Here is a 26,240-nt window from a genome sequence, read left to right as displayed (position 1 = left end):
TTTCATGCCTCCTTACATGTTGCCGACTTCTTTCGGAAGTGGGTAATAGGTGGCATGGCGGTATGGTTTGTCGTCTGACGGGTCGAAGAAAGCTTCGTTGTCATCTTCCTGTGAGGCAGAAATATCAGCCGAGCGAACCACCCAAATGCTCACACCTTCACTTCGGCGCGTGTAACAGTCTCGTGCATAATGCAGAGCGTGGGCGGCATCTTCCGCGTGAAGACTACCAACGTGCTTATGGTCAAGGCCGCGCTTACCGCGAACAAAGACTTCAAACAGTTCGAGATTTTCCAGAGTCATAGCGCTTCTCCTTAAGCCACAGCATGTTGTTGACGTTGTTTGACTTTCTCTGCGTGCGCATTCTGCGCGTCACGCACCCAGGCACCTTCTTCGTGAGCGTTCACATGGTGCTGAATACGCTGGCGATTACAGTGTCCGTTGCCATTAATCACGTTGTAGAATTCTTCCCAATCGATTTCGCCGCTGTCGTAATGGCCGCGTTCATCGTTCCATTTAATCGCTTTGTCTGGGTGTTCCAACCCAAGAAACTCAATTTGCTGCACGGTCTGGTCAATGAACTTCTGACGAAGACTGTCATTGGTTTCGCGTTTTATTTTCCATTGCATTGAACGTGCTGAGTGCGCGGACTCTGCATCATGCGGGCCGAACATCATCAGTGATGGCCAGTAAAATCGATTGAGTGAATCTTGTGCCATCTGGCGCTGCTCTTCGCTTCCATTGGCGAGTGCCAGCATGATTTGATAGCCCTGACGCTGGTGGAAACTTTCTTCCTTACAGATGCGGATCATGGCGCGTGAGTAAGGGCCGTATGAGGTGCGCTGTAAGGAAACCTGATTACAGATAGCCGCGCCATCAACCAGCCAGCCAATCGCCCCGATATCGCCCCAGGTCTGGGTGGGATAATTGAAGATAGAGGCATATTTCGCTTTTCCGGTTTGCAGTGCTTCGATCATTTCTGCGCGGCTGATTCCGAGCGTTTCGGCAGAGCTGTAGAGATACAAGCCATGGCCCGCTTCATCCTGTACCTTGGCGAGCAGCACGGCTTTGCGACGCAGCGACGGCGCGCGGGTGATCCAGTTACCTTCCGGTTGCTCACCAATCACTTCAGAATGCGCATGTTGCGAGATTTGACGGATCAGGTTCTGGCGATAGGCTTCCGGCATCCAATCTTTTGGTTCGATCTTTTCTTCACGATCAATCTTCTGCTGAAAGGCTTCCAGCAGTGCTTTTTCCTGGGCTTCCTGTCTTAGTTTTTTCATTGTTGTTGCTCCGTTTTCAGGTGCAGAAAGTCAAACACGTTCAATCACGAGGGCGATGCCCTGACCGACACCAATACACATGGTGCAAAGGGCATATCTGCCTTGCGTGCGTTCAAGTTGGTTTAGGGCGGTAAGCACAAGTCGTGCGCCACTGGCACCCAAAGGATGACCCAACGCGATAGCACCGCCATTGGGGTTCACTTTCTGTGAATCATCCGGCAGGCCAAGGTCGCGGGTTACTGCTAACGCCTGTGCGGCAAACGCTTCGTTGAGCTCGATGGTGTCCATGTCATCGAGGGTCAGACCCGCCAGTTTCAGCACTTTCTTGGCTGCTGGAGAGGGGCCAAAACCCATGATGCGAGGTGGTACGCCAGCGGTTGCCATGGCAAGAATGCGGGCACGGGGTTTGAGCCCATGTTTCTCAATGGCACTTTCTGATGCGAGCAGCAGGGCTACCGCACCATCGTTCACACCTGATGCGTTGCCAGCGGTGACGCTGCCAAATTCACGAAAAGGCGTGGGCAATCCCGCCAGTGCTTCAGCAGTGGTAGCGCGAAGGTGTTCGTCTTTCTCGAAACAAAGCGGTTCTTGCTTACGGCGTGGGATCATCACGGGTGTGATTTCAGCGTCGAATACACCCGTTTCCTGTGCGTTGGCGGCACGTTGTTGGCTTCGAAGGGCAAAGGCATCTTGATCTTGGCGGTTAACCTTAAAATCTTCCGCGACGTTTTCTGCTGTTTCAGGCATAGAATCGACGCCGTATTGCTTCTTCATTTTGTCGTTGATAAAACGCCAGCCAATGGTGGTATCGAAGATTTCCGCCTGACGGGAAAAAGCGGTTTGCGCTTTGCCCATCACAAAGGGAGCGCGGGACATGGATTCCACGCCGCCGGCAATCGCCAGTTCAATCTCTCCACAGTCAATGGCGCGGGCTGCTGTCCCGACAGCGTCCATACCTGAACCGCAAAGGCGGTTGATGGTGGTGGCGGGGACAGAATCTGGCATGCCTGCCAGAAGGGCACTCATGCGGCCCACATTGCGGTTATCTTCACCGGCCTGATTGGCACAGCCATAGAAGACTTCTTCGATCTGGGACCAATCAATTTGCGGGTTACGCTCCATCAGAGCGCGAATAGGTACTGCGCCCAGGTCATCGGCTCTCACTGCGGAGAGCGTGCCGCCGTAGCGGCCAAATGCGGTGCGAATGCCATCGCAGATATAAGCATGCTTCATGAATCACTCCTTTGATCTGGTGGGAGTACGGCTTGGTTCAGGCGTGCTGAGTTGCCCTTGAAAATGGCGACAAGCTCCTGGTTCTGGTTAGTAATATTGACGATGTAGATGCCAGCTCTTCTGCCTTGATGCATGACATGCGCCCTTGCAGTCAGCACATCGTTTTCTTTGGCGGGGCGTAGAAAATCGATAGAGCAGGCAGAGGCCACGGCAGATTCGTTTTCTGAATTGCAGGCAAAAGCAAATGCTGAATCCGCCAAGCTAAAAATCTGGCCGCCATGACAGGTTTGGTGACCGTTCAACATCTCTTGGGTGACGCGCATGGTGACTTCACTCTGCCGACAGGCCATGTGCACGATTTCCATGCCCATGGTGCGGGAGACACTGTCATGACTGAACATGTGCCGCGCGCAGGCTTGCGCTATTTGGTCCGCATCCATGCTCATTCCCCCTTAAACTGCGGTGCACGCTTTTCAAGAAATGAAGCCACGCCTTCGGCGTAATCCTTTGAATAGCCGAGGTTACGCATAGTCTCTTTCTCCAGCTCAAGCTGGTGGTCGAGCGTGTTGGCAAACGATGCATTCAACAGACGTTTGATATTGGCGAGGGCAAGAGTCGGCTGGCTGGCGAGTTTTTCTGCTACTGCATTGGCTTCTTCCATCAAGGCTTCATCGTCAACACAGCGCCAAATCATTCCCCAAGCCTCGGCTTGCTCTGCCGGAAGCTTTTCACCCAGCAACGCCAAGGCTTTTGCTCTTGGCAGGCCAAGTGCGCGGGTAAGGTTCCAGGTGCCGCCGGAATCCGGGATCAGTCCGATTTTGGCGAAAGACTGAATAAAGCTTGCAGAGCGGGCAGCAAAGACAATGTCACAAGCCATGGCGATATTGGCACCAGCGCCAGCGGCTACGCCGTTAACGGCGCAGATCACGGGAACATTGAGCGTGCTGATGGCGCGAATCAATGGGTTGTAATTGCGCTCGACAGATTCGCCCAAATCAACGCGGGCACTGGCGTCATTCACGGCGCGATCATTCAGATCTTGTCCGGCACAAAAGCCCCGGCCATTACCCGTGATGAGCAAACAGCGGATCTCACTGTTTTCACGCACTTCTCTGATGGCAGCTTTCACTTCTTCATGCATTTGTGCATTGAAGCTATTGAGCGAATCCGGTCGGTTCAGCACCAAGGTCGCGACACCATTGTGGACGGTGAAAAGTATGGTGATGAAGTTTATTGGCTTCTTCATATTTAACCCTCCTGACGCTCGACCAGAGTCATGATGTCGTACACCGCGACGGTCTCGTCATTCTGGTTGCGTACCAATACGTCCCACACCACCACACCCGTTGCGCGTTCCTCATCCGGGCGGCGGGTTTTCTTGATCTTCTGCTTCACGGTAATGTCCGCCTGAATGGTGTCGCCAATCGCGACCGGAGCAATAAAGCGCAGATTCTCTAAGCCGTAGTTGGCAAGTACCGGACCTGGCGCGGGGTCGACAAACAAGCCTGCGGCTGCTGAAAGAACAAAGTAACCGTGAGCCACGCGCTGACCAAACAGTGAATCTTTCGCGGCAATCTCATCGAAGTGGGCGTAGAAATGATCGCCCGAGAGACAGCCAAAACTCACGATGTCAGCTTCAGTGACCGTGCGTCTGTGCGTGGTCAGACTTTCGCCAATTTGCAGTTCATCAAAGTACTTACGGAAAGGGTGTACTGGCGTTCGGATTTTCTCAGCGCCTGCGGTGTACTCGCGGGTAATCGCGGTCAGCATGGTGGGTGAACCCTGCAACGCGGTTCGCTGCATATAGTGTTTGATGGCACGGACGCCACCCAACTCTTCACCGCCACCAGCGCGTCCGGGGCCACCATGAACAAGCGGCGCGAGCGGCGAACCATGTCCGGTTGAGGATTTGGCATTGTCACGGTTCAGGATCAGCATACGGCCATGGTAGGCGGCTGCTTTCAGCACAAGCTCTGATGCTTCTGATGCATCGTTGGTCACCACTGAACCCACCAGACTGCCTTTACCCAGTGAAGCAATGGCAACCGCTTGGGAAATGTCGTCATAAGGCAATAGCGTACAAACCGGACCAAATGCTTCTACGCTGTGGACAGAACCCTCTTCGGTTGGTGCTTTGGAGAGCAGCACGGTCGGCGGATAAAAAGCGTCTTGAGAACAATGGTCACCGACAAGTTCCAACACCGCGTCGTTACCGCCGAGCAGCACATCGCTTTGCTCGCAAAGCTTGTTGACCTGAGCCGCCACATCATCCCGCTGGCCTTTACCAATCAGAGGACCCATTTTGACGCCTTCAATAGAAGGGTCGCCCATCGCCACGCGGGCAAGGCGCGCTTTAAGCGCTTCACTCACTGCGTTGACTTTGGTGCGTGGCACCAGTGCGCGACGGATGGCCGTACATTTCTGGCCCGCCTTGACCGTCATTTCCCTTGCGACTTCTTTGATGAAAAGATCGAACTCTGGATCGTCTTCACTCACCGTTTCACCAAGAATGCTGCAGTTCAGCGAGTCTGCTTCCATGTTGAATGGAATGCTATGGGCAACGATATTCGGGTGCACTTTAAGCATCTGGCCGGTAGAAGCTGAGCCAGTAAAAGTGACGCTGTCCTGTTCGCTCAATTGATCCAACAGATCGCCCACGCTTCCGCAAATAAGTTGCAGGGAGCCGTCAGGAAGGAGACCGCTTCCGACCATATCCTCGACCATCGCTTGCGTCAGGTAAGCCGATTGTGTGGCGGGTTTAACAATCACGGGCACGCCTGCGATCAAGCTAGGAGCAATTTTTTCCAGCATGCCCCAGCAAGGGAAGTTAAAGGCATTGATGTGAACTGAAACGCCGGGTTTTGGTGTGAGAATGTGCCGGCCAACAAATGAACCATCTGCAGAAAGTGGCTGGGCTTTGTCCTCGACGATGAAAGGCTCATTGCCCAGTTCACGGCGGGCAATACTTGAGTAGCTCAGCATAGTGCCAAGACCACCTTCAATATCAACCCAGCTATCAGCTTTGGTCGCCCCCGTCCATTGAGAGATATCGTAAAAGCGCTTCTTGTTATCCAGTAGCTTCAAACCCAAAGCCTTTAGCATTTCTGCGCGTTCATGAATGGTCATCGCGCGTAGCGCAGGGCCACCTACTTCACGGCCAAATCGCACTACTTTCGCAAAATCAATGCCGTCAGAGCTGACAGAACAAATCGGTTCTCCCGTGATGGCATTGGCAACAGAAACCCCTTCTGCAGCTCCTTCATGCCATGCGCCGTAAACAAAACTTTTTGCCTTCATGTCACGTGTCCTTCTACGTGTTCGCATTTGCGTTCGACCCAAATCAATCCCTGCGAAAGCGGTCAATTGTTGTCGAGGTTTAATAAAAATGTTTATGAATGGTTAAATTTTATGATACACAATAAATGTAAATGATCAATAATGTGTAACATGAATAAATAATCGAATTGGCGACTACGCTTTAAGAGGCGAACCTTGAAAAGCGATGGAGCTGGAAGTAAAGCCTTGAAAGGAGAGAGCAAGATGAGCAGTAAGGTAGGGATGCACGCGATTGAAAATGCCAGCATTGATGAGTTACGCGGACTTCAGCTATCACGTCTTAAAAACACGTTGAACCACGTCTATGAAAACTCGCCGGTTTATCGCGAGAAATTCAAGGCCCATGGTGTCCATCCAGACGATTTGAAAACACTGTCTGACCTCAGTAAGTTCCCTATGACCACAAAAGCTGACCTTCGCGATAACTACCCATTCGGCATGTTCTGTACGCCAATGGAGCAGGTGGTTCGCGTTCACGCTTCGAGTGGTACGACGGGCAAACCGACGGTGGTGGGATACACACAAAACGACGTAAATATGTGGGCGAACGTGGTAGCTCGTTCTATTTACGCAGCGGGTGGCAGACCTAAAGACAAAGTGCATATTTCATACGGCTATGGACTTTTCACGGGTGGTCTAGGTGCCCACTATGGGGCGGAAAGGTTAGGTTGTACTGTGATTCCAATGAGTGGCGGCCAAACCCAGAAGCAAGTTCAGCTGATTCGGGATTTTGACCCAGACATCATTATGGTGACGCCTTCGTACATGCTTAACATCGCCGATGAGATGGCGAGGCAGGGTATGGATCCAGAAAAACTTGCCCTGCGGGTAGGTATTTTTGGTGCAGAGCCCTGGACAGAAGCCATGCGTGAAGAGATGCAACGTCGCTTGTCGATGGATGCGGTAGACATTTATGGTTTATCTGAAGTGATTGGCCCTGGTGTCGCGCAGGAATGTGTGGAATCCAAAGATGGCCCAACCATTTGGGAAGACCATTTCTATCCGGAAATTATCGACCCGTTAACCGGCGAAGTATTGCCAGATGGCGAGGAAGGGGAGTTGGTATTTACCAGTCTCACCAAAGAAGCGATGCCAATTATCCGCTATCGTACCCGTGATTTGACCCGCCTTCTGCCCGGCACATCGCGCACTATGCGCCGAATGGGGAAAATCACCGGTCGCAGCGACGACATGCTGATTATTAGAGGTGTGAATGTTTTCCCCACCCAGATAGAAGAACAAATTTGTAATACCCGTGGCCTGGCGCCCCATTACCTGATTGAGCTGTTTAAGCAGGGCAATATGGACTGCGTGACAATAAGGGTGGAACAGCAACCTGAAGTTCATGGTTCTCAGTTAAATGGTTTGGCGAATGAGCTGGCAGGCAAAGTGAAAACCTTTATTGGTATTTCATCCAAAGTGGAAGTAGTGCCGGCCGGTGTATTGCCGCGTTCAGAGGGCAAAGCCAAGCGAGTGATCGATAAGCGATAGAAGCGGTAACAGAGAATCGATGCAAGAACGCGACAGACCCTAATTAACAGATTCATATTTTTGCTGTTTTGTTGTGATTGTGTAACATGAAGCTAAGTGCCCTGAAGGTACAAAATAACAAAGCGCTATGTTTATGGATAAAAACGTATGAACCAAAAATTAGGGAAGCTGCTTTCTGACATTCTCGCCGCTGACTCGGTCAGCGGCACCTCGCTCATCATGACGGTCTTTGGTGACATCCTTGCCCGTCGCGGTGGCTCAATCAGTCTTTCCAGCCTGATTGAGCTGTTAAGTGTGTTCAATGTCTCTGACCGGTTTGTCAGAACTTCGGTGTTTCGTTTGGTCAAAGATGGCTGGCTGACGGCTGAACGCAGTGGTCGATACAGTTTCTATCACGTCACGGAAGAAGCGATGGACCGATTCACGGCAGCGGAAGAGCGGATATACAGTGCACATGATGCTGAGTGGAACCGCCAGTGGCAGATGATCGCCTTGCCCTCACTGAGTGGCAGTGAGTTGATGGAGGCAAGAAAGCAACTGGAGTCGGCAGGTTATGCAATTCTTTCGACCTCCGTCATGCTGTATCCGCGCGCAGACAAAGATGCGACACGACAGTTATTAAGCAAACATGCGCTGAACGATAAAGCACTGGTGTTCGAAGCCTCCTCTTGTGACCTTTCGGAAGGTAACGAAGCCAACTTGAAATCGCTGGTGGCAAAGCTGTGGCAACTGGAAGAAGTGGAAGGCAGGTTTCATACCCTACTCAGCCAGTTCAGGCCAGTTCTGTCGTTGCTGGAAAACGGTGAGCAACTGGAGCCTGCACAAGCCTTTCAGGTACGCACACTGCTGATTCATATCTATCGTCGTGCGCTGTTGAAATACCCGCCATTACCCGAAGAGTTATTGCCGGGAAACTGGCCAGGTAAGGCGGCACGAACATTGACACACAATATCTACAACCTGGTGGCGTATCCGGCCGAGCAACACGTCGATGCTGTTGCCCGCGCGGCGGATGGGCCTCTTCCAAAAGCAGATAAACAGTTCTGTGAACGCTTCGGAGGCATCACGCTGAACTGACACTAAACAGACTAAGGAGTAGTCATGCCCTGTTATGCATTGGACGGTATTTCGCCTGTGGTAGAAGAGGGTGCTTATGTTCACCCGGAAGCGGTTTTAATCGGTGATGTCATTGTAGAGCGGGGCAGTTATATTGCGCCTTTTGCCAGCTTGCGGGGCGATTTTGGCCGGATACACATCAAAGCCAACGCCAATGTGCAGGACAACTGTGTGATTCACGCCTTCCCTGGTATCGATGTCGTGGTTCATGAGCGCGGTCATATCGGACACAGCGCCATCTTACACGGCTGTATTATTGAAGAAGGCGCACTAATTGGCATGAATACGGTGGTGATGGACGGCGCGGTGGTTGGTGCCCATAGCATCGTCGCCGCTCACTCCCTTGTTGCCTCCCAACAGAAAATTCCCTCAAAAATGCTCGCCCTTGGCAGCCCTGCCAAAGTCATTCGTGAACTTCGAGAGGAAGAAGTGACCTGGAAGAGTCTAGGCACGGATGGCTATATAGAACTCACCGAACGCTGTCTCGCGACCATGCAGGAAGTAGAGCCGTTAAAAACGGTTGAAGCAGACCGAAAGCGGATGGTGATTGATGAAAGCATCAAGCCGAAGTTTGCGGATTAGAAACTGTGTAAGCGAGAAAAAGCGGGGCTTTTTGTCGCTTTGTTAAGCACTGCTTTTACAAACAGAATTAAACCTTCTTACCTCTATGCAACAAAAGGGACTCCTAGTCCTTTTGGTTCGTCACAGTTTTTCAATTTTCGATAATTTTCTTTTAAAACAACCCGTTAGTCAGTGATAGAATCAGTGCCATTGTTATTAAAAGACAAAGTGTCGTGTTTTATTCCGACATTTTGTCTTCTAATACACTGTTATGGCTCAAGGAGAAATATGTTATTAGAACATGCTGTAGATTTGGGTGAGTTTGTAACCGAACTCCAAAGTGAGACTGATCGAGGGTTACCTTTGGTTGGTGCTGCTCTCATTGATGAAAAGCTGTCAAAAACACTGGAGTCATTTTTCGTTGGGGGTAAGTCGACCAAAAATCTGCTCTTTGGCGCTAATGCACCCATTGGGGACTTATCTTCTCGCGTTGAATTATGCCTTTCGCTTGGATTAATAGACCAATTTGAGTATCAAGAGATTCAAATTATTCGCAAAATACGTAATCAGTTTGCCCATCTTCGACATGGACTCACCTTTGACGATGAGAAAATAAAAGGTTTGTGTACTAGCCTCAAATCTCCTTTACCTGATGGTATGCCGAAGGAGCGGCAAACAGCAAGGTTTCGGCTTATTAACGCGATTGTATGCATCGTTCTAAGGTTGTTTTATCGTCCTGAGTGGGTTGCTAAAGAACAAAGAGTGCCAAAGCAATGGGTTCCAGACTCAACTTGGTACAACACCAATGACACTCCGCCACCAGAGAATGCAGGTTTTGTTGGGTTAGTCAGCAAGTCGCTGTGAGTTGCGCCATAACAAACGCTTCAAGACGGATTCGCAACGCGTGGCATTTGTGTTTTGCGGTAAGCTTAGTGATTTAGGTGGTATGCGGAAGCATCGGTATTGCGTTGCTCACCACTTAAGCGGGCGTTAGCTGTCACAAGAAATTCGCGTAGGAGGGATGTAGCGTGGATAAAGTTGAAATTGTAAAAACACTTTGGTCAAAATTTAGCTCAGGTGACTATGAGGGCTCTAGACCGTTATTTAGCGAAAAACTGGAAATAGTCTGGCCGACAAGCCGTGAATACTATGAGAGTGTTGAAGAGTTTATTGCCGTAAATGAAATATTTGGCAAAGATTGGACGTTTGAAATCAGGCATGTAGAAAATACTGGTTCGGAGGGAGTCATAAGCATTGTTTATGTAACGAGTCCATCGTGGCCGAACAGTTTTTATGCAACGAGTGTGTTTACATTCTCTTTGCATCAAATAGTGAGAATGGAAACGTACTGGGCATTTGAGGACGGTCAACCAGAATGGCGGCAAGGCCTTAGTAAGGTGTATTGAACAGCTAACACATATGAGCCCTTCTCCGGTCAATAGGCAATAGCATTCTTTTGGCTGCGTCAGCAGCCAATCCTCTCTAACAAAACCATCTAGTTCTTTCTGTCATGTTCGCCTTTAAGCCGCAACCTAACCCTCACACCCAGCGCGACTTGGTATGATTATCAGTTTTGATTCGAAACAAAATGCAAAAAATACATATTATGGTTTTTTTAGGCTGTTACCAAGGAAGGCGATCATGATTTTGTATTTGCTTAAGCGAGACTTTAACGACGGTGGGAAAAAGTACTTCTGCCCTTACTGTATGCGGGTTGAAGGATTGATGGCGATGTTTCCAGAAATCCGCCATAACGTAGAAGTTAGGTATGTCGACTTCCAGAAGCCACGTGGCGATCTCCCGGTATTTTTGGGGGAGACAAATCAAGTTTGTCCAAATCTGGTCTTAAATGAAGGCGACCAGTTTGGGTCGGAGAAGTTCTCGGTGTCAGCACATACGGGTATGCGTCATATTGATAAGACCGATGACATCATCCAGTACTTTATCGAACGTTTTGACCTGCCTGAAAAGCACTAATGGTTCAACAACAAGAGCCGCCTTATTATCCGGCGGCTCTTCGGTTTCCTACTGCGTCCAACCAAGCTCTTTCAACGCCCAGCCATCATTCCAGATTTTGGTCATATGCGTGACTTTGCCTTCATCAGATAATTGCATCACATACACATAATGGCTTGCACACTTTTTCCCTGTGGCCGCGACAGGCCCACCTTCTCCACTGTGGATACCGAAAAAGGTACCAAAGAAAATCGCAGTGTTTTTGTCATCGTCAAATGCAGAGGTAGTGAGTTCATAATGGCTGCCTGCCATAGGACCGTTGGTGATACCGTGCATCCAATGGGTGTAGGCTTCCAGTGTTTGAATGTCAGTGAGTGCGAAAGCTTGGGAATCAAACCCGGCGTTGGGTTCAGCGAAGCCTTTGCAGGCCTCCCAACCTTTGCCTGATTCACAAGCATGAAAGAACTCGGTTGCGTTTTTAAAAGCAGACATGATTTCTCCTTCAGTTAAATACCACCTGAATATCGGTGTATTCGGCTAATCCTTCTTCTCCAAATTCGACACCCAGACCTGAGCTTTTGACTCCGCCAAACGGTGCGTTGGGCTGGATCATGCCGTGTCGGTTTATCCAGACTGAGCCACATTCGAGGCGCTTAGCCACATTTGCTGCGGCTTGTGTGTCTGAAGACCATACAGAGCCGCCTAAGCCTGAACTGCTGTCATTCGCGGCTTGAATCGCATCTTCAATATCGGTGTAACGGATGATGGGGAGAGCGGGCCCAAATTGCTCTTCATCGACCAGTGAATCGCCATTTTTTAACCCAGAGATAATGGTGGGTGGGAAAAACTGACCGTTTGCGGCAGTACCACCGAGGTGCACAGTGCCTTTGATTGCCGCTTCCGAGACAAGGCGACTGACTTTTTCAAACTGAAAAGGGGTGCAAAGGGGGCCAAGTATGGAACCTTCATCCATGCCATCGCCATACGGAACCTGTTTGGCGAATTCCACCAATGCGTCGCATACGTCATCATGGATGCTGTCATGCACGTAAAGGCGCTTAAGCGCGGCGCAGGTTTGCCCGTTGTTGATGAAGGCTCCCCAGAAAAGCCCCTCAGCGATGGCGTTTGGATCGGCATCAGGTAGGATGATACCCGCGTCGTTTCCACCCAATTCGAGGGTGAGTCTTTTCATGGAATCTGCGGCACTGCGCATGATGGACTTGCCTGTTGCTGTCGAACCGGTGAATACCACCTTGCGGACGTCAGGGTGTGATGACAGCATTTGTCCCACGCTGTTTTCGTTAGTGTCTTCACCCGCAACGGCATTCACGACGCCGGGTGGCAATACCTGATTCATCAGCTCAACGAGCTTTAGAGTGGAAAGCGGGGTGTAGGGGGAGGGCTTAATGACGACGGTATTGCCAGTAACAAGTGCGGGCATAATGTGCCAAATCGCGATGAGTACCGGGAAATTCCAAGGTGTGATGGAGGCGACGACACCCAAAGGCTTCCGGTGCAACTCAAGCCGGCCTTCTTCGTTATCTTGTAGCACTTTGACACCCAGATTCAGGCTGGCAGTGTATTCGGCCCACGCGCAAGCGCCACCGATTTCCCAACGGGAGCCCAAGCCATTCAGCGGCTTGCCTTGTTCTTGGGTGATCAGTGTGGCTAAGGCCTCACTGTTGTTTTTGATTAGGGTGACGATTTGCTGGCAAAGTGCGACTCGCTCTTCATGTGGGGTTGATGACCACGTTGGGAAGGCGTTTTTAGCGGCGGCGACTGCTGCGTCGACATCTTGTTGAATTGATTGTGGTGCCAGTCCAACGATAGCCTGCGTGGAAGGGTTTAACACCTCAAAGTAGGTATCAGCACTTCTGCCTTGCCCATTCACTGTCATTAAATATGGCTTTGTAGGGTTCTGTGTTTCCGTACTCATGTTTCCAATCCTCGTTGATGAGTATGATTACCCCACCTTAGGATGAGTTAACGTGAGTGACTTGGAACAAACCGCCAAACTCATTGGCTATTGGCGACAGTTCACCATCGCGCCTGGTGCCATATCAAAGCGCTTGTGGAACTCCTTGTAGAAGTAGGAGAGATCGCTGAAGCCGCAGTGGTAGGCCACGTTGGTCACAGAGCTGTGATCGTCGCTTTGAGACATGCCCATTAACAGCGCTTTTGCGTTATCAAGTCGGGTATTGATGAGTTTTCGGGTAGGTGACTCCCCAAGGGATTGAAACTGGCGTTGAAGGGTCCGACTGGATACCCCAAGTTTATCGGCGAGTTTGCAGGCGTCGAATGCCGGGTCGTTAAAGTTTCGGTCGATCAGAGAGAGTGCCCGCCCAAGTACGCCTTGTTTTTCACGCTCGCTTTGGCTTTTCTGTTTTTCCTTCCCGTCGATGTAAATTCCTAAAAGGTCAAAAGTGGAATCCATCAATCTGGCGCAGGAGTCTGGCATGCCTTCTTCCATTGATTTTGCTACCACAGCAATAAGCGCGGTGCGCAAAGGATCGTCATGCTCAACCATCACGCCACCAGTAATGGCTTTTCCGTATCGGTGGAGCATCTCTTCCCGTGGAAGGTGAATTGAGATTTGTCTGGAGGCATGACCATTCAATATAAAGCGGCTTGGTTGGGTAGAATCGACGACATATATGTCGCCGGGCAATAAGGTGTGTTGCTTGTGATTTTGCTCGACGACGCAGCGACCTTCATCCTGTACCAGCATATAAAGATGATCACCAGGATCTTGTTTAATCATGCGTTCTGACCGTGTTACCTGACCCACATTCATGCAAACACTAATGGCTTCGTAGCGGGACAGCATGAAGGGCTCGAGCGCGCCTTGGAGAGAGGGGGTGTCGGTTTGTTTTGGCTCAAGTGCGTACTGCCCGCATGATGCGGTGATCATGGTTTGTAGCTCGTCGAGGTGCACGAGGCTTGGCTTGGTTTGGCTCAATCTAAGATGGGATAACACGACAGCCCTCCTTGGTTGCGCGGTTACTCAGATTTTTCTGGTTCGAAATTTGGGTCTATTGAAAAAATTCGAGTCATTAAAGCTAAAGTGCAAAAAGCCGCCATGCTATTTGCCTTCGTTATTTATCACAAAAAGTTTACATCCTGTCGGCTGTCTAGCTGTTTCAGTACTGTGCTTCTCAATCACTCCTCTGCCTTTTATTCGTCTACCACTAACATCTTTTGTCTCTAACTTGATGTTTTTAAATGCGTTGTATGCGGGGCTGTTTCAATAACGAGAATCAACGCATTTATCGTAATGTTAGTTTGTTGTTATTACATGTTACGTTATATGTTAAATATTGTCATTATGTGTATCGTAACGGATTGTGAGGTTGTAATGAAACGAGTGTTTTGGCGAGTAGCAGTAGGTTTGCTTTTCCTGCCTATGAGTGTGATGGCAGAGGTCGAACTTAAGATTGCCACATGGCTTTCCCCAGCAGCGGCGATGAATAAAACCGTGTTGCCAACATGGGGGAAATGGATTGAAGAAGCGACTGAAGGGCGCGTTAAGATTACTTTGGTCTACGACCTTGGAAGTCCCAACAGTCTGATTGACTTGGTGGAAGATGGCGCGGTAGATGGTGCCTGGACTTACCATGGTTATTTCCCTGGTCAGTTTAAACTGACGAGCCTCGCGGAATTACCTAACCACAATGCCGGATCAGAAGCGGTATCTGTCGCCCATTGGCGGATTCATGAGGATTACCTTGCTGAGGCAGGGGAACATGATGGCGTTGAATTAGTGGGCGTTTTTACTCATGGCCCCGGCCAGATCCATATGCGTGAACCTTTGGAGAGCCTTGAGGATATTAAAGGCAAAAAAATCCGTGTGGGTGGCGGCATTCAGTCTGCAATCGGTGAGCGCCTCGGTGTCACTGGTGTCGCAGCGCCTGCTAACAAAATCTATGAAATGCTGACGCAAGGTGTTGTAGATGGTGTGTTTAACCCGATGTCGACTAAAACGACACTGAAACTCCATGAAGTTGCACCTTATACACTGAAGCTGCCTCATGGCATGTATTTGGGCAGTTTCGGTATTTTTCTGAGCGAAGATACGCTTGATGGGCTGTCTGAAAAAGACAGAGACGCCATTATGGCGGTATCCGGCGAGAAACTGTCCGCAATGGCGGCGAAAGCATGGGCTGATGCTGACGACTATGCAGAAGGTGTCGCCCGCGAAAAAGGGAACCAGATTGTTGATGCATCTGACCAGGATTTGGCGTATTTCGCTGCGGCCACCGGCGACTTAGATCAGGCTTGGGTTGAGTCAGTCAAAGATCGTGATGTGGATGCCAAAGCTGCTTTGAGAGCATTCCGCGAAGAGGCTCAGGCATATGAGGTCGCTAATGGTCAGTAATAAAACAGGCATTGGCCAACACTACTGGTCATTGTTCCAACAAGGATGTTGTTACCTGTTTCCCTTGATGCGTTGGACAAGTGCTGTGGCACTGATAGGCATGATGTTGTTAACCGTCCTTGATGTGTTGGGCAGATACCTTCTCGGCACTCCTATCTTGGGTGGCAGCGAATTGACCGGCTTCATGCTGTTGGTATTGGTCATGCTGATGTTGCCATTACTTGTTTTTAAAGATGATCAAATCCGGGTGGATTTACTCACGGATGCCATCAGTCCGGCGTTTGCCAAGTGGGTTGAGAGGATTTATTCCCTTGGACTCAGTGTTGGCTGCATCTATCTGGCGATGAGCGTCCATAAATTGGCAGCACGTGCTGACAGAAAGCAATTGGTAACAGAGTACCTAGAAATTCCGGCCTCTTGGGCGATGTATGCGATTGCTTTCTGCTTGCTGCTGAGTGCTTTTGCCTTTTTGTTCAGAGGGATCTGCTCAACGGCGACCTTAGATAGCCATGTTGAGTCCTTGGAGGGTGAGCGTCATGATTAGTGCCCTGATTGGACTCACGATTGTTTTGCTGCTGTGTGTCCTGCGAATGCCTTTGGCTTACGCCATGACACTGGTAGGCGTCGTAGGATATGCCTCTTTACTGGATTTCAATTTCACTGCTGCCTTGACGATCAGTGCCCGCCGAATTGTCGATACTTTACAAGACCCAGCGTTGAGCGTGATCCCCTTGTTTATTTTGATGGGTAACTTAATCAGCCGATCAGGGATGTCTGTTGAATTGTTTCGGGCTTCTAATGCGCTGGTGGGACACCACCGCGGTGGTATGGCCATGGCGACCATCACGGCGTGCGGCGGTTTTTCCGCGATTTGTGGATCCAGTCTGGCAACGGCAGCAACGATGGGTCAGGTGGCTATCCCTTCTATGCGTCGGTTCGGTTATGCCGACAGCCTGGCGTCTGCCTGTATTGCCGCTGGGGGGACGCTTGGCATCCTTATTCCTCCCAGCGTGGCTTTGATCATTTACGGTATTTTGACGGAACAAAGTATCCGTGAGTTGTTTGCGGCAGGCTTCGTGCCGGGGGTGATGGGAATTTTATTGTATCTGGCGGCGGTGAAGTACGTAGTGTGGCGCTCGCCAGAAGCAGGACCCCGTGGGCATGAAATGACGTCTCAGCAGAAGCGGGAGGCTTACAAAGGTATTGCCGGTATTGCCTCTTTGTTCACCATCATTATGGGTGGGATATATCTGGGGATTTTCACACCCACCGAAGCCGCAGGTATCGGGAGTTTTGGTGCCTTGGTGATCGTTTATCTGCGTGATCTGCTCACTAGAAAGCTGCTGAAAGAAGTCCTTTTTGAAACGGCGGTGATGAGCGCAAAGATATTCTTTGTCGTGCTGGGCGCGTTGATTTTCTCCAACTTTATCAACCGTGCGGGTCTTCCTGAGGGATTGGTGCATTTCCTGACCACTCAGGATCTTCAGCCCATGCTAGTGTTTTTAATGATCATCGTGATTTACCTGATGCTTGGCACTGTGCTCGAAAGTATGTCGATGATGCTGTTGACCGTTCCTGTGTTTTACCCTGTGGTTCAAAGTATGGGCTTTGACCTGATTTGGTTCGGCATTGTGGTTGTGGTGGTCACGGAGATCAGCTTAATTACGCCGCCGGTTGGCATGAACGTTTTTGTGCTGAGCGGCATGTTCAAGGACCTTGATAATCGCACGGTATTTCGCGGTGTGATGCCATTTTGGGTTGCAGATATGGTGAGGCTTTTCGCCATTATTTTCATCCCCGCTTTGGCGCTGGGTTTACCTAATTTTCTTTATGGATAAATTTGTGTAACAGGGGGACGTTGTGAACCTGTCTATGCGAGAAACTCATGCAGTATTCCAGATTGCAGAGTGTTTGAATGCGGGCATGGAATGCTCGGAAATGCGCCAGCAAGTGGGTAAATGCTTGCTGGATCTTCTTGATGCTGATTACTTTGCTTCCTATGTATGGGACGGGCCGCGGTGCGGCTTTTCTCATCGCGTGGCGATAAATATGTCTGACGACAATCTTTCCCACTATGAAAGCTATTTTCAGTATCACGATCCTATTACGCCCAAGCTGCAGCAACGTAAACAGGCAACAGCAGTGAGTCAAATCATGCCGCACAGTGCGTTGAAACAGACTGAGTTTTTCAACGATTTCCTGTCTATTGATGGGCTCACCTATGGGTTGAATTTCCATGCCCATGATGGTCGCCAGAACATCGGCGATATCAGGATCTGGAGAAGTCGCAGACGAAATGATTTCACCAAAAGAGATGTGGAAATTGTTAGTGCAATGGGCGCAGCTTTCACCAATGCCATGAAGCAAGCAAGACCTGGTGCTTTTTCTAAAGAAGATGTCAGACCCGATGTTATCCCGGACATCAATGCATCATCGGGGATGGATGAAGACTTTCTGGTGGAAGAGTATCACCTGACCGCGCGTGAAGTGGACGTGTGTTTAGCGGTGATACAAGGGCTGTCTGATAAGGAAATAGCCCGACGATATAATGTCTCATTCACGACGGTAAGGACTCACATGAAGCATCTTTTTGAAAAGCTCAATGTGAGGGGGAGAACGCAGCTGATTCATAAAGTACTGACCCACTGATGAGAGAGGGATATACCCAAACAACCTGATTTTTCCCTCAGGTTATTTGGGTATAAGGCGTATCTGAAATAAGCCGGTAGAGTGAGTTATTGGTTCGCAGCCACGATGGCTTGTTCCAGAATTTCTTGTTCGCCGATATGGTTGGCGAGAAGCAACACCAACTTGGCGTTTACTGTCATGACCTCTTCCGGAGGAAGAGAGTTATAAATGTTGGCGAGTGCTGCATAGAATGCATCTCCATCGGTGAAATTCGGCTCGATATTCAATTTCATTGTGCTTCATCCAGTTGGTGACCAAGTGCGCGCTGCATGGCTTCTGTTATGTCGTTAATTGCCGGCTGTCGCCAGCGTGCGGTGATCACTTGATCAGGGCGAAAGAGATAAGCCGTACCTTCAGATAAGTCATATCTCTGGTGGAGCAATCCCTGTGTGTCTGTCAGTTGAGTGATTCCTCGGAGGTTTGCAGATTGCTGATCGTGGCTGATGAGTAGTACCTCTAAATCGGTAATCTTTGCCAATTCAGCCAGAAGCTTATCCTGTTCTGTACTACCTTCTGCCACCATAAGTACGAAATGATTGCCCACCCAATCGAGAAGCCAGGAAGCAACTTCGTGTTTGTTTACAGGCGCATCTAGGATTGGACTACCCGGAATCAACACATTATTGAACGTGTCCCTGTCAGGCGTATTTAACGTTGAATTGCGGTATGTGCAGGGTGTCGATAATCTGCCGCTGTTAATCAGTGGACGCGCAAAAGGGTAGTTTTTTGCCAGTTCCAGTGTCGCATTCCTCAGCACCTTGCTCATGGTACTTTTGGGGGTGATGAAGTCGGTCGCGCGGGTCGAATTCAGGATGTTTTCTTCTGCCGCGAACTGTCGCTCATCATTATAGGTACGAAGCAACAAGGGAGAGGCCGTTTGGTTCAGTACCCGGCATAGCTTCCAAGCTAAATTTTCAACAGATTGGACTGCACCGTTTGCGCCGCGTGCACCAAAAGGGCTGACTTGATGTGCTGCATCACCGACAAAAATCACCCGTTTATGGATGAAGTCATCCATTTTCCGACACTGGAAGGTATACACACTTGCCCACTCCAGGTCGAAGTGTTTGTCTGGGCCCAACATGGCTTCGATACGGGGACGAATGTTCTCTTCCCTCTTTTCCCATTCGGGGTCTGCATCCCACCCGAGTTGCAGGTCGATGCGCCAAACGTTGTCGGCCTGACGATGTAATAATGCGGACTGCTCAGGGTGGAAGGGTGGTTCAAACCAAAACCAGCGCTCAGTAGGAAAATCGGCTTTCATGACCACATCAGCGATCAGGAATCTGTCCTGAAAAACCTGTCCTTTACTTTCCAAACCCAGCTTGGTGCGAATAGGGCTGTTTGCGCCGTCCGCCACAATAAGATAATCACAGGAAATCTGATAAGTGCCGTCGGGTGTGTCGACGGTTAGCAGGTTGATGTCTGTTTGCGCATCAACAACCTGAACGTTGTTTTTCCAGCGAAGATCGACCTCTGATAGCGTCTCAATCACATCGACCAGATATTCCTCAAAGTAATATTGTTGAAGGTTGATAAAGGCTGGGAACTTATGGTGTTTTTCAGGTAGTAGGTCGAACTCATAGACCTTTTCGTCACCAAAAAAAACCTTGCCCTTTTTCCATGTGATGCCTTTTGAAACCATCCGCTCTACGCAGCCATACCGATTCATGATTTCGAGTGTTCGTTTGGCGAAGCAAATGGCCCGCGACCCTACGCTGACAGTGTTGTTGTCATCGAGTATGACGGACTCGACGCCTTGCTTTGCAAGATCAATAGCCATGGATAAGCCCGCTGGCCCGCCACCGATAATCACGACCTTGTGATGGGTCACTGTGCCTGATTGTTGGTCTTTACTCCTCGAATAGGAATAAACCGGATTGGTATAAGTTGATAACATAAAAATCCATCTAAAAATGTTCTCATGTAAGAATAAATTTAGAGGTGATTAAACGACAGAATCAAGAAAATGTTGTTTCAATTTTGGGAGGATCTAGCTCTTTATTAATAAGCCTGTTTTGTCTTAAATTATTAATGCATTGTAAATTAAAGATTTAACCTTGTGTTTTTATCTCTCTCATTGATGAGTGAAAATTTTAGTGTCTTATATTTGATATATTTATGGATATTTGTAAATCTCACGTGAGAGTATTTGCTATCTTGGTTTTAGGAAGTCAATCACGCTAAAGGAACCAACATGGCAACGAAACCATTCGCATCATCCGCCGACTTAGGTGAAAAACAGGAAACACTTGAGGTATTAGCCGAAGGCGTTTACGCGTTAACGGCAGAGGGTGATCCCAATGTAGGCGCGATAGAAGCAGAAGACTTCGTTATCGCCTTTGAAGCAAGAGCCACCCCCAAAGCTGCTCAGGACTGGCTGACTATGCTGAGAGAGCATACGGACAAGCCTGTGAAATACTTGGTTTTGTCTCATTACCATGCAGTGAGGGTATTAGGCGCATCAGCTTTTAACGCGGAAACCATCATTGCGCATGAGAGCACGAAAATGCTTATTGAAGAACGTGGCCAGCAGGATTGGGAAAGTGAATTCGGGCGTATGCCTCGCTTGTTCAGAGAGCCAGAGGGCATTCCGGGTTTAACGCACCCGGACGTTGTATTTGACAGCCGCATTGAAATCCCGCTCGGTGGTGATCGCGGAAGCTTGGTACTTGAACATTGTGGCCGAGGGCATACTGCAGGAGACATTGTTGCTTGGTTACCTAAGCAAAAAATACTGTTTGCAGGGGACTTGGTTGAGGCCCAGGCAGCACTTTACACTGGGGATGCCTTCCACTTTGACTGGTCATCTCAAACTCTGGATAAAGTGAAGTCATATCAAGCTGATATATTAGTCGGGGGGCGCGGCGCGGTGGCGCGGGGTAACGATGCAGTCAATGCTGCGATTGAGCAAACCCGCGGCTTCTTAACGGGTATGTTGGACACCGTCGGAGCAGTGCATAAGCGCGGTGGAACACTGAAAGAAGCATTCGAGGAAACCCACACATTGCTCGCTCCTAAGTTTGGCGCATGGCCGATATTTGAGCATTGCTTACCGTTTGATGTAAAACGATTATGGGACGAATTTGAAGGTAAGGACTGGCCCGAGATCTGGACCGCAGAGAAAGATCGGGAAGTCTGGGACGCTTTACAGGATTAGGAATGACACAGAAAAAACATCGCACATTAATGCTCAACCAGTTTCTTCCTTATCGGATGGTGAATTTGGCTGATGGTATCAGTAACGCCTGCTCGAAAATCTATCGGGAAGAGTTTGATGTTTCTATTCCCGAATGGCGGATTCTTGCTCGGTTGGCTGAGCACGAAAAACTGAACGCCAAAGACATCGGTGATCTCACTTTTATGGATAAATCCCGGGTCTCCCGCGCGGTCAAACTGCTTGAAGAAAAAGGTCTTTTGCTGAAGGTAAAAGACAGCACAGACAACCGTGTGTCATTCCTTTCGCTCAGTGAGTCAGGCCGTGATCTCTATGCGAAAATCGCTCCCAAAGCGCTGGGTTGGGAAGCTGAGCTTATTGATGTACTTGATACCGTTGAGTACCGCGACTTCCTTCGTGTGATGGAAAAGTTGGATGCCCGACTGGAGCAAATGAAAGGCTAGGGTCAGCAGACTCTAGTCCTGCTTATCCTGACTTGTTAACTCTCCACCTTCTGCCGCTTCCTACATAATCCGTTGGTTTGGATATAAGCTTTTAAAGCGAATCGAATGGCCATGGAGTAACGGCTGATGAAGGGGAAAAGCGTTTCAACGACTGAAGATATATTGCAGTTTGTCGCACTGCTTTATCAGGCATCCAGCCATATGCAGCCTGGTGATTTCAAGCAATGGACCATTACGCAGCTTCGTCAGCTTATTCATTTTGACAGCGCATGGTGGGGACGCGCTCTTTTTCCCGAACTCTCTGATACGCCTGAAGTACACGGCAATTCGCTGTTTCAATTACCAGAAGATTACTTTGAGCAATGGCAGAAAATTGCTGACTGCGACACCATTGCAGAAAGTCTCTACAACGATGCCACCACGCCTTTTATGTCAGAGGTTCAGCTCGAAACAATGAGCGGGGCATTGTGTGATTTTCTTTGGCAGCACGACATTCACCAAGTGCTCTCGTTCATGAAAGTCGATCCTGAACTCTTGCTGGATGCGAAAGGGAACATGGGAGAGAGTTTGCTGGTGGATTTTCTCTCGCTGTATCGAAATAGGGAAGGTGCAGCGTTTGAACCACAAGACGGAAATTGCCTTCGCCTTGTCATGCCCCACATTGTACTTAGCCTCAATCACTGCCTTGAATTCTCGGTGTTGACCAACCAAAGTGCGCAGGCAAACAGCGTGTTGGAAGCAGCGATGTTTGACAGTGGGTTTATGCTGAATACACCGTCGATTGGTTTTATTGAACTGCTCAAACGAGACTACCCAGACTGGGATGGATGCGTTTTACCGGAAGAGATTCAAGAAAGTGTGCTTGGGAATATCTCGTCATGGAAAGGAAGACATTTCACCCTGACATTTGAATCGATAGACAGTTACTGGTTTTTGCGGGCTTACCCTTCATCTTTGCTATCTGAATTGACCGAAAGGGAAGCACAGGTTGCCGAGCTGTTTGCAAAAGGGAAAACCTATATGGAAATTGCCCAGGAGATTAACCGGGCACCCACGACGGTACGCAATCACCTGCAGTCCATATACCTGAAACTTGGCATTCGAAACAAAGTTGAGTTGGTGGAAAAATACCGTTCCCTTATTTGATACACCATCAGGGAAACCCTCTGAAAAAATGTAAAACAATGCATTTGCATCATTCAAGGTTCTGCTTCTAGCTCCTAGCTTGTTGGTTAATCACCTGATTCAAATGACTGATCAGGTTATCCAAGGAGGAGCAAGATGAGAAAGACTGGATTGGTGACACACGAACTCTACTTCTGGCATAACACCGGAGAAGCCGCTGCTTTTCTGCCACCTGGACTCACTATTCAACCCGATAAGCATGCGGAGAATGCGGAAACGAAGCGACGCTTGCTTAATCTTCTGAATGTGGCAGGACTTGCTGATTCTCTAACCACGATTCCCCCGCGACTGGCTAATAATAACGACTTGCTTAGTTTTCACACTCAAGCCTACATCGATAGCATTCGCGAAATGAGTGATGCCAATGGCGGTGATGCTGGCGAGCTTACTCCCTTTGGTCCAGGTAGTTATGAAATAGCCCTGATGAGCTTGGGAGGTTGTTTAGAGGCGATGGATCGGATGATGGAAGGGCACGTCGACAATGCGTATTGCTTGGTTCGTCCGCCTGGTCATCATGCAGAACCTGAAATGGGGCGCGGGTTTTGTATTTTTGGCAATGGCGTTATCACGGCGAATTATGCCCGGGATGTCCACGGTATGGGACGTATAGCCATCGTTGATTGGGATGTTCACCATGGAAATAGCCAGCAAGGCGCTTTCTATCAAGACTCAGGTGTGCTCACTATTTCCATTCATCAGGATAACTTTTACCCACCTATGTCTGGTGCATTGGAAGAACGCGGTAAGGGTGAGGGTGAAGGCTACAATATCAACGTTCCTTTACCTCCGGGCTCTGGTGATGGGGCTTATCGCAAGGCCTTTGAAGATGTTGTACTTCCCGCGCTGGAAGCTTATCAACCTGAACTGATCATTGTGTCATCCGGTTTTGATGGCAGTGCGATTGACCCGCTTGGCCGCAATATGGCGACGAGCGAAACCTATAGATACATGACCGAGTCTTTGGTGGCTGCTGCCGAGAAGCTCTGTCACGGTCACTTGCTGTGTATTCATGAAGGCGGCTACTCCACAGCCTATGTGCCGTACTGTGGTTTGGCAGTCATGGAGGCGTTAAGCGGCTTGAAAACGGAGCTTGAAGACCCCTTCTTACCGATTGTTGGCGGAATGGGTGGGCAGGAATGCCAACCCCATCAGGCAGCATTAATAGCTTGGGTCGCTGAGTCTGCGCCACTACTAAAACGGTAGGCCCCCAACAGCGGATTCCCTGCAATCCGCTGTTCTCCTGTCGTTGACCTCCAACGGGTCTGACGCCCAGTACCAAGAAGAAAAATCCTTCAACCTTTAAGGTAAAAACACCCTGAAAGTGAAAAGGATGAAAGGAGATAAGAGATGAGGATAAAAAGGATTGTATTTCTACCTCTTGCTTTGGTGGCATTGCTATCGATGCCATTGAGTGCCCACCCGCTGGATGGCCTGACGGCCGAAGAATATAAATCGATACAAAGCATTCTGCGTGGTTCTGAGCTAGCCGACGAGAATACGCTGTTTCCTCTCATTGATTTAAAAGAGCCGCCAAAAGAGAAAGTTCTGGCGTGGAAAAAAGGCCAACCCTTGGATAGACGTGCCACAGTGGTGATGACTGGACCTGAGGGTTTTTATGAAGCGGTGGTCAACATCACTCAGAAGAAAGTAGAGTCTAATCAACTTATCAAGGGCAGCGGTCAACCCATGATCCTGTTTGAAGAGTTTATTGGTGCATTGACCGGCGCGACTTCTCATCCAGACATGGAAAAAGGGTTAGCCAAACGTGGTTTGAAACCAGACGATGTCTTTTGTCTTCCTCTAACCGCAGGTAATTTCTTCACAGAAGCCTTTGAAAACTCGCGCCTGATGAAGGTGCCATGTTATGTCCTCCCTACCGGGTCAAATTATTACGCGAAGCCTATTGAGGGCTTATTTGCCACCTATGACATTGGCAAAAAAGAAGTCGTAGAAATCATTGATACTGGCGCAGTGCCGCTTCCCGCTGACGACTGGGGTTACACCGAGGAAGAAGTGGCGAAAAGGGTTCCACTAAGACCTAAAACAAATCCGGCGGTTGTGACTCAGACGGGTGAACCGAATTACACCATTGAGGGGAGTCACCTTGAATGGGACATCTGGCGTTTGAATTTCCGTACCGAGAAACGCGCAGGTTTGGTGGTTTCAAATATCGACGTGAACGACCAAGGCACGTGGCGTCCGATTATCTATCAAGCGCATTTGTCAGAAGTCTTCGTTCCCTATATGGATCCGACAGAAGGCTGGTACTGGCGTACCTATATGGACAGTGGTGAATACGGGTTTGGGCTGTTTATGACACCACTTGAGGCCGGCATTGATTGCCCGGTTTATGCGACGTTCTTACCCGCAATGATTGCGGATGACCAAGGTAATCCACTCGAAATTCCTAACGCGATTTGTATTTTTGAGCGCAATATTGGCGATCCTGCATGGCGTCATTACGAAGTCTTTGAGCAAGGTCCAGATAAGTTTGTCCCTGTCGAAGGGCGTCCTGAAACGGAATTGGTGATTCGCACTGCATCTGAAGTGGGCAACTACGACTACCTGATTGATTACCGTTTGAAGCAAGATGGCCAACTGTATGTCAAAGTTGGCGCATCCGGTCTCGATGCGGTGAAAGGGGTAGCTTCGGTGAACACTGACAGCGAAACCTACAAGGAAGATACCCGCTACGGCACCCTGATTGCCCCAAATTTAGTCGCGGCGAATCATGATCATTACTTCAATTTCCGGATTGACTTCGATATCGATCAACCAGTGAACCATGCGGCAACGATGGACATTGTTCCTGCCTCTGTTGATCCTGCTGTACCGCGACGCTCAATGTGGGAAGTGAAACACACCATGCTCGACTCTGAGCTGGATGCGAGATACAAAACCTCAACCGCTAAGCCAAGATACTTGCATATCAGTAATGCAAAACGCGACGGGTATCTGGGGCATAAACCAGGCTACATGCTACACCATGGTTCGGTGGCTTATGGGCCATTCGATTTTGAAAATGATCCTCCAATGAGGCGAAATGCCTACATCCAATATGCCGTTTGGAACACGGTTTATGATCCGGACCAGCGCTACGCCGGAGGCAAATATGCTGTGCAAAGTGATGGCTCGGACACGTTGGCAGAGTGGGTGAAAGAAGACCGCTCCCTGATGAATGCAGATATCGTGACTTGGTTTACGGCTGGCTTTCATCACATTCCAAGAATGGAGGATTGGCCTGTGATGTCCACTGAGTGGAAAACGGTACACATCATGCCACACAACTTCTTTGCCCATAATCCAGCGCTGACAATCCGCAATGCAGAAACCCCTTCTGGGAAGTAATTGAGTTCACGTCTTTGCCGCCATCCTCATTGTTGAGGATGGCGGTTTTT

General features: G+C 49.4%; 26 protein-coding genes. 15 read left to right on the top strand and 11 right to left on the bottom strand.

What is annotated here, in order from left to right; genetic code table 11:
- Positions 1 to 12 precede the first annotated feature (12 nt).
- From paaB to paaZ, 6 genes are read right to left on the bottom strand one after another with little or no spacing between them, the layout of a single operon-like run.
- Positions 13 to 300: a 1,2-phenylacetyl-CoA epoxidase subunit PaaB gene (gene paaB, locus RN22_RS04040; RefSeq protein ID WP_046303185.1), complete on the bottom strand. Its 288-nt coding sequence runs from the start codon at positions 298 to 300 to the stop codon at positions 13 to 15.
- Between the two features lie 11 nt (positions 301 to 311).
- Positions 312 to 1,280, bottom strand: a complete 969-nt coding sequence (paaA, locus tag RN22_RS04035) for a 1,2-phenylacetyl-CoA epoxidase subunit PaaA (protein WP_046303184.1) — start codon at positions 1,278 to 1,280, stop codon at positions 312 to 314.
- 30 nt (positions 1,281 to 1,310) lie between these two features.
- Positions 1,311 to 2,513, bottom strand: coding sequence for a 3-oxoadipyl-CoA thiolase (pcaF, locus tag RN22_RS04030; protein ID WP_046303183.1), 1,203 nt, complete (start codon positions 2,511 to 2,513; stop codon positions 1,311 to 1,313).
- Complete coding sequence (paaI, locus tag RN22_RS04025; protein WP_046303182.1) at positions 2,510 to 2,953, bottom strand: hydroxyphenylacetyl-CoA thioesterase PaaI; 444 nt, start codon at positions 2,951 to 2,953, stop codon at positions 2,510 to 2,512. Before paaI ends, pcaF begins: the two co-directional genes overlap by 4 nt.
- Positions 2,954 to 2,955: 2 nt before the next feature.
- Positions 2,956 to 3,759 (bottom strand): 2-(1,2-epoxy-1,2-dihydrophenyl)acetyl-CoA isomerase PaaG, encoded by an 804-nt coding sequence (paaG, locus tag RN22_RS04020; RefSeq protein ID WP_082111349.1) that lies wholly within the window; start codon positions 3,757 to 3,759, stop codon positions 2,956 to 2,958.
- 2 nt (positions 3,760 to 3,761) lie between these two features.
- Positions 3,762 to 5,810: a phenylacetic acid degradation bifunctional protein PaaZ gene (gene paaZ, locus RN22_RS04015; RefSeq protein WP_046303181.1), complete on the bottom strand. Its 2,049-nt coding sequence runs from the start codon at positions 5,808 to 5,810 to the stop codon at positions 3,762 to 3,764.
- A 243-nt stretch (positions 5,811 to 6,053) separates the two neighbouring features.
- Here paaZ and paaK point away from each other — a divergent pair, with 243 nt between their 5' ends.
- The 6 genes from paaK to RN22_RS03985 all read left to right on the top strand — a co-directional run bounded on the left by paaK (position 6,054) and on the right by RN22_RS03985 (position 10,994).
- Positions 6,054 to 7,340, top strand: coding sequence for a phenylacetate--CoA ligase PaaK (gene paaK, locus RN22_RS04010; RefSeq protein WP_046303180.1), 1,287 nt, complete (start codon positions 6,054 to 6,056; stop codon positions 7,338 to 7,340).
- 147 nt (positions 7,341 to 7,487) lie between these two features.
- The gene (gene paaX, locus RN22_RS04005; RefSeq protein WP_046303179.1) at positions 7,488 to 8,417 is read left to right on the top strand and encodes a phenylacetic acid degradation operon negative regulatory protein PaaX; all 930 of its coding nucleotides are present in this window, start codon (positions 7,488 to 7,490) and stop codon (positions 8,415 to 8,417) included.
- A gap of 24 nt (positions 8,418 to 8,441) precedes the next feature.
- The gene (locus tag RN22_RS04000; RefSeq protein ID WP_046303178.1) at positions 8,442 to 9,038 is read left to right on the top strand and encodes a phenylacetic acid degradation protein PaaY; all 597 of its coding nucleotides are present in this window, start codon (positions 8,442 to 8,444) and stop codon (positions 9,036 to 9,038) included.
- A gap of 267 nt (positions 9,039 to 9,305) precedes the next feature.
- Entirely contained in the window at positions 9,306 to 9,881 is a 576-nt protein-coding gene (locus RN22_RS24465; RefSeq protein WP_052737487.1) for an MltR family transcriptional regulator, read from the top strand.
- 164 nt (positions 9,882 to 10,045) lie between these two features.
- Positions 10,046 to 10,423 (top strand): hypothetical protein, encoded by a 378-nt coding sequence (locus RN22_RS03990; RefSeq protein WP_046303177.1) that lies wholly within the window; start codon positions 10,046 to 10,048, stop codon positions 10,421 to 10,423.
- Between the two features lie 235 nt (positions 10,424 to 10,658).
- Complete coding sequence (locus RN22_RS03985) at positions 10,659 to 10,994, top strand: DUF3088 family protein (RefSeq protein ID WP_046303176.1); 336 nt, start codon at positions 10,659 to 10,661, stop codon at positions 10,992 to 10,994.
- A 48-nt stretch (positions 10,995 to 11,042) separates the two neighbouring features.
- Here the strand turns inward: RN22_RS03985 and RN22_RS03980 are convergent, their stop codons facing one another.
- The 3 genes from RN22_RS03980 to RN22_RS03970 all read right to left on the bottom strand — a co-directional run bounded on the left by RN22_RS03980 (position 11,043) and on the right by RN22_RS03970 (position 13,950).
- On the bottom strand, positions 11,043 to 11,465 hold the full coding sequence (locus RN22_RS03980) for a hypothetical protein (RefSeq protein ID WP_046303175.1): 423 nt from the start codon (positions 11,463 to 11,465) through the stop codon (positions 11,043 to 11,045).
- Between the two features lie 10 nt (positions 11,466 to 11,475).
- Positions 11,476 to 12,909, bottom strand: a complete 1,434-nt coding sequence (locus RN22_RS03975; RefSeq protein ID WP_197076243.1) for an aldehyde dehydrogenase family protein — start codon at positions 12,907 to 12,909, stop codon at positions 11,476 to 11,478.
- An 87-nt stretch (positions 12,910 to 12,996) separates the two neighbouring features.
- Complete coding sequence (locus tag RN22_RS03970; protein WP_156168164.1) at positions 12,997 to 13,950, bottom strand: helix-turn-helix domain-containing protein; 954 nt, start codon at positions 13,948 to 13,950, stop codon at positions 12,997 to 12,999.
- A gap of 378 nt (positions 13,951 to 14,328) precedes the next feature.
- Here RN22_RS03970 and RN22_RS03965 point away from each other — a divergent pair, with 378 nt between their 5' ends.
- Genes RN22_RS03965 through RN22_RS03950 form a run of 4 tightly spaced genes read left to right on the top strand, consistent with a single transcriptional unit; the run spans position 14,329 to position 17,997 of the window.
- On the top strand, positions 14,329 to 15,348 hold the full coding sequence (locus tag RN22_RS03965; RefSeq protein ID WP_046303172.1) for a TRAP transporter substrate-binding protein: 1,020 nt from the start codon (positions 14,329 to 14,331) through the stop codon (positions 15,346 to 15,348).
- The gene (locus RN22_RS03960; protein ID WP_046303171.1) at positions 15,338 to 15,892 is read left to right on the top strand and encodes a TRAP transporter small permease; all 555 of its coding nucleotides are present in this window, start codon (positions 15,338 to 15,340) and stop codon (positions 15,890 to 15,892) included. Before RN22_RS03965 ends, RN22_RS03960 begins: the two co-directional genes overlap by 11 nt.
- Positions 15,885 to 17,186, top strand: a complete 1,302-nt coding sequence (locus RN22_RS03955; RefSeq protein WP_046303170.1) for a TRAP transporter large permease — start codon at positions 15,885 to 15,887, stop codon at positions 17,184 to 17,186. The genes RN22_RS03960 and RN22_RS03955 overlap by 8 nt, the downstream gene beginning before the upstream one ends.
- Before the next feature lie 22 nt (positions 17,187 to 17,208).
- Positions 17,209 to 17,997, top strand: coding sequence for a response regulator transcription factor (locus RN22_RS03950; RefSeq protein WP_231590840.1), 789 nt, complete (start codon positions 17,209 to 17,211; stop codon positions 17,995 to 17,997).
- 86 nt (positions 17,998 to 18,083) lie between these two features.
- Here RN22_RS03950 and RN22_RS03945 read toward each other — a convergent pair whose 3' ends face one another.
- On the bottom strand, positions 18,084 to 18,269 hold the full coding sequence (locus tag RN22_RS03945) for a DUF2783 domain-containing protein (protein ID WP_046303168.1): 186 nt from the start codon (positions 18,267 to 18,269) through the stop codon (positions 18,084 to 18,086).
- Positions 18,266 to 19,936 (bottom strand): FAD-dependent oxidoreductase, encoded by a 1,671-nt coding sequence (locus tag RN22_RS03940; protein WP_046303167.1) that lies wholly within the window; start codon positions 19,934 to 19,936, stop codon positions 18,266 to 18,268. Before RN22_RS03940 ends, RN22_RS03945 begins: the two co-directional genes overlap by 4 nt.
- Before the next feature lie 297 nt (positions 19,937 to 20,233).
- On the opposite strand from RN22_RS03940, the gene RN22_RS03935 reads away from it, so the two are divergent.
- The 5 genes from RN22_RS03935 (at position 20,234) to RN22_RS03915 (ending at position 26,190) form a co-directional block, all read left to right on the top strand.
- The gene (locus RN22_RS03935) at positions 20,234 to 21,196 is read left to right on the top strand and encodes an MBL fold metallo-hydrolase (RefSeq protein ID WP_046303166.1); all 963 of its coding nucleotides are present in this window, start codon (positions 20,234 to 20,236) and stop codon (positions 21,194 to 21,196) included.
- A gap of 2 nt (positions 21,197 to 21,198) precedes the next feature.
- Positions 21,199 to 21,657: a MarR family winged helix-turn-helix transcriptional regulator gene (locus RN22_RS03930; RefSeq protein ID WP_046303165.1), complete on the top strand. Its 459-nt coding sequence runs from the start codon at positions 21,199 to 21,201 to the stop codon at positions 21,655 to 21,657.
- Positions 21,658 to 21,783: 126 nt separating this feature from the next.
- Positions 21,784 to 22,803: a response regulator transcription factor gene (locus tag RN22_RS03925; RefSeq protein ID WP_046303164.1), complete on the top strand. Its 1,020-nt coding sequence runs from the start codon at positions 21,784 to 21,786 to the stop codon at positions 22,801 to 22,803.
- 135 nt (positions 22,804 to 22,938) lie between these two features.
- The gene (locus tag RN22_RS03920) at positions 22,939 to 24,045 is read left to right on the top strand and encodes a class II histone deacetylase (protein WP_046303163.1); all 1,107 of its coding nucleotides are present in this window, start codon (positions 22,939 to 22,941) and stop codon (positions 24,043 to 24,045) included.
- A gap of 144 nt (positions 24,046 to 24,189) precedes the next feature.
- Entirely contained in the window at positions 24,190 to 26,190 is a 2,001-nt protein-coding gene (locus RN22_RS03915; protein ID WP_046303162.1) for a tyramine oxidase, read from the top strand.
- Positions 26,191 to 26,240 lie beyond the last annotated feature (50 nt).

Origin of the sequence: Grimontia sp. AD028 (assembly GCF_000973155.1) — a bacterium.
In the GTDB taxonomy this organism is placed as follows: domain Bacteria; phylum Pseudomonadota; class Gammaproteobacteria; order Enterobacterales; family Vibrionaceae; genus Enterovibrio; species Enterovibrio indicus.
Note: the sequence above shows the minus strand (reverse complement) of the source record. Positions and strands in the feature narration are given on the sequence as shown.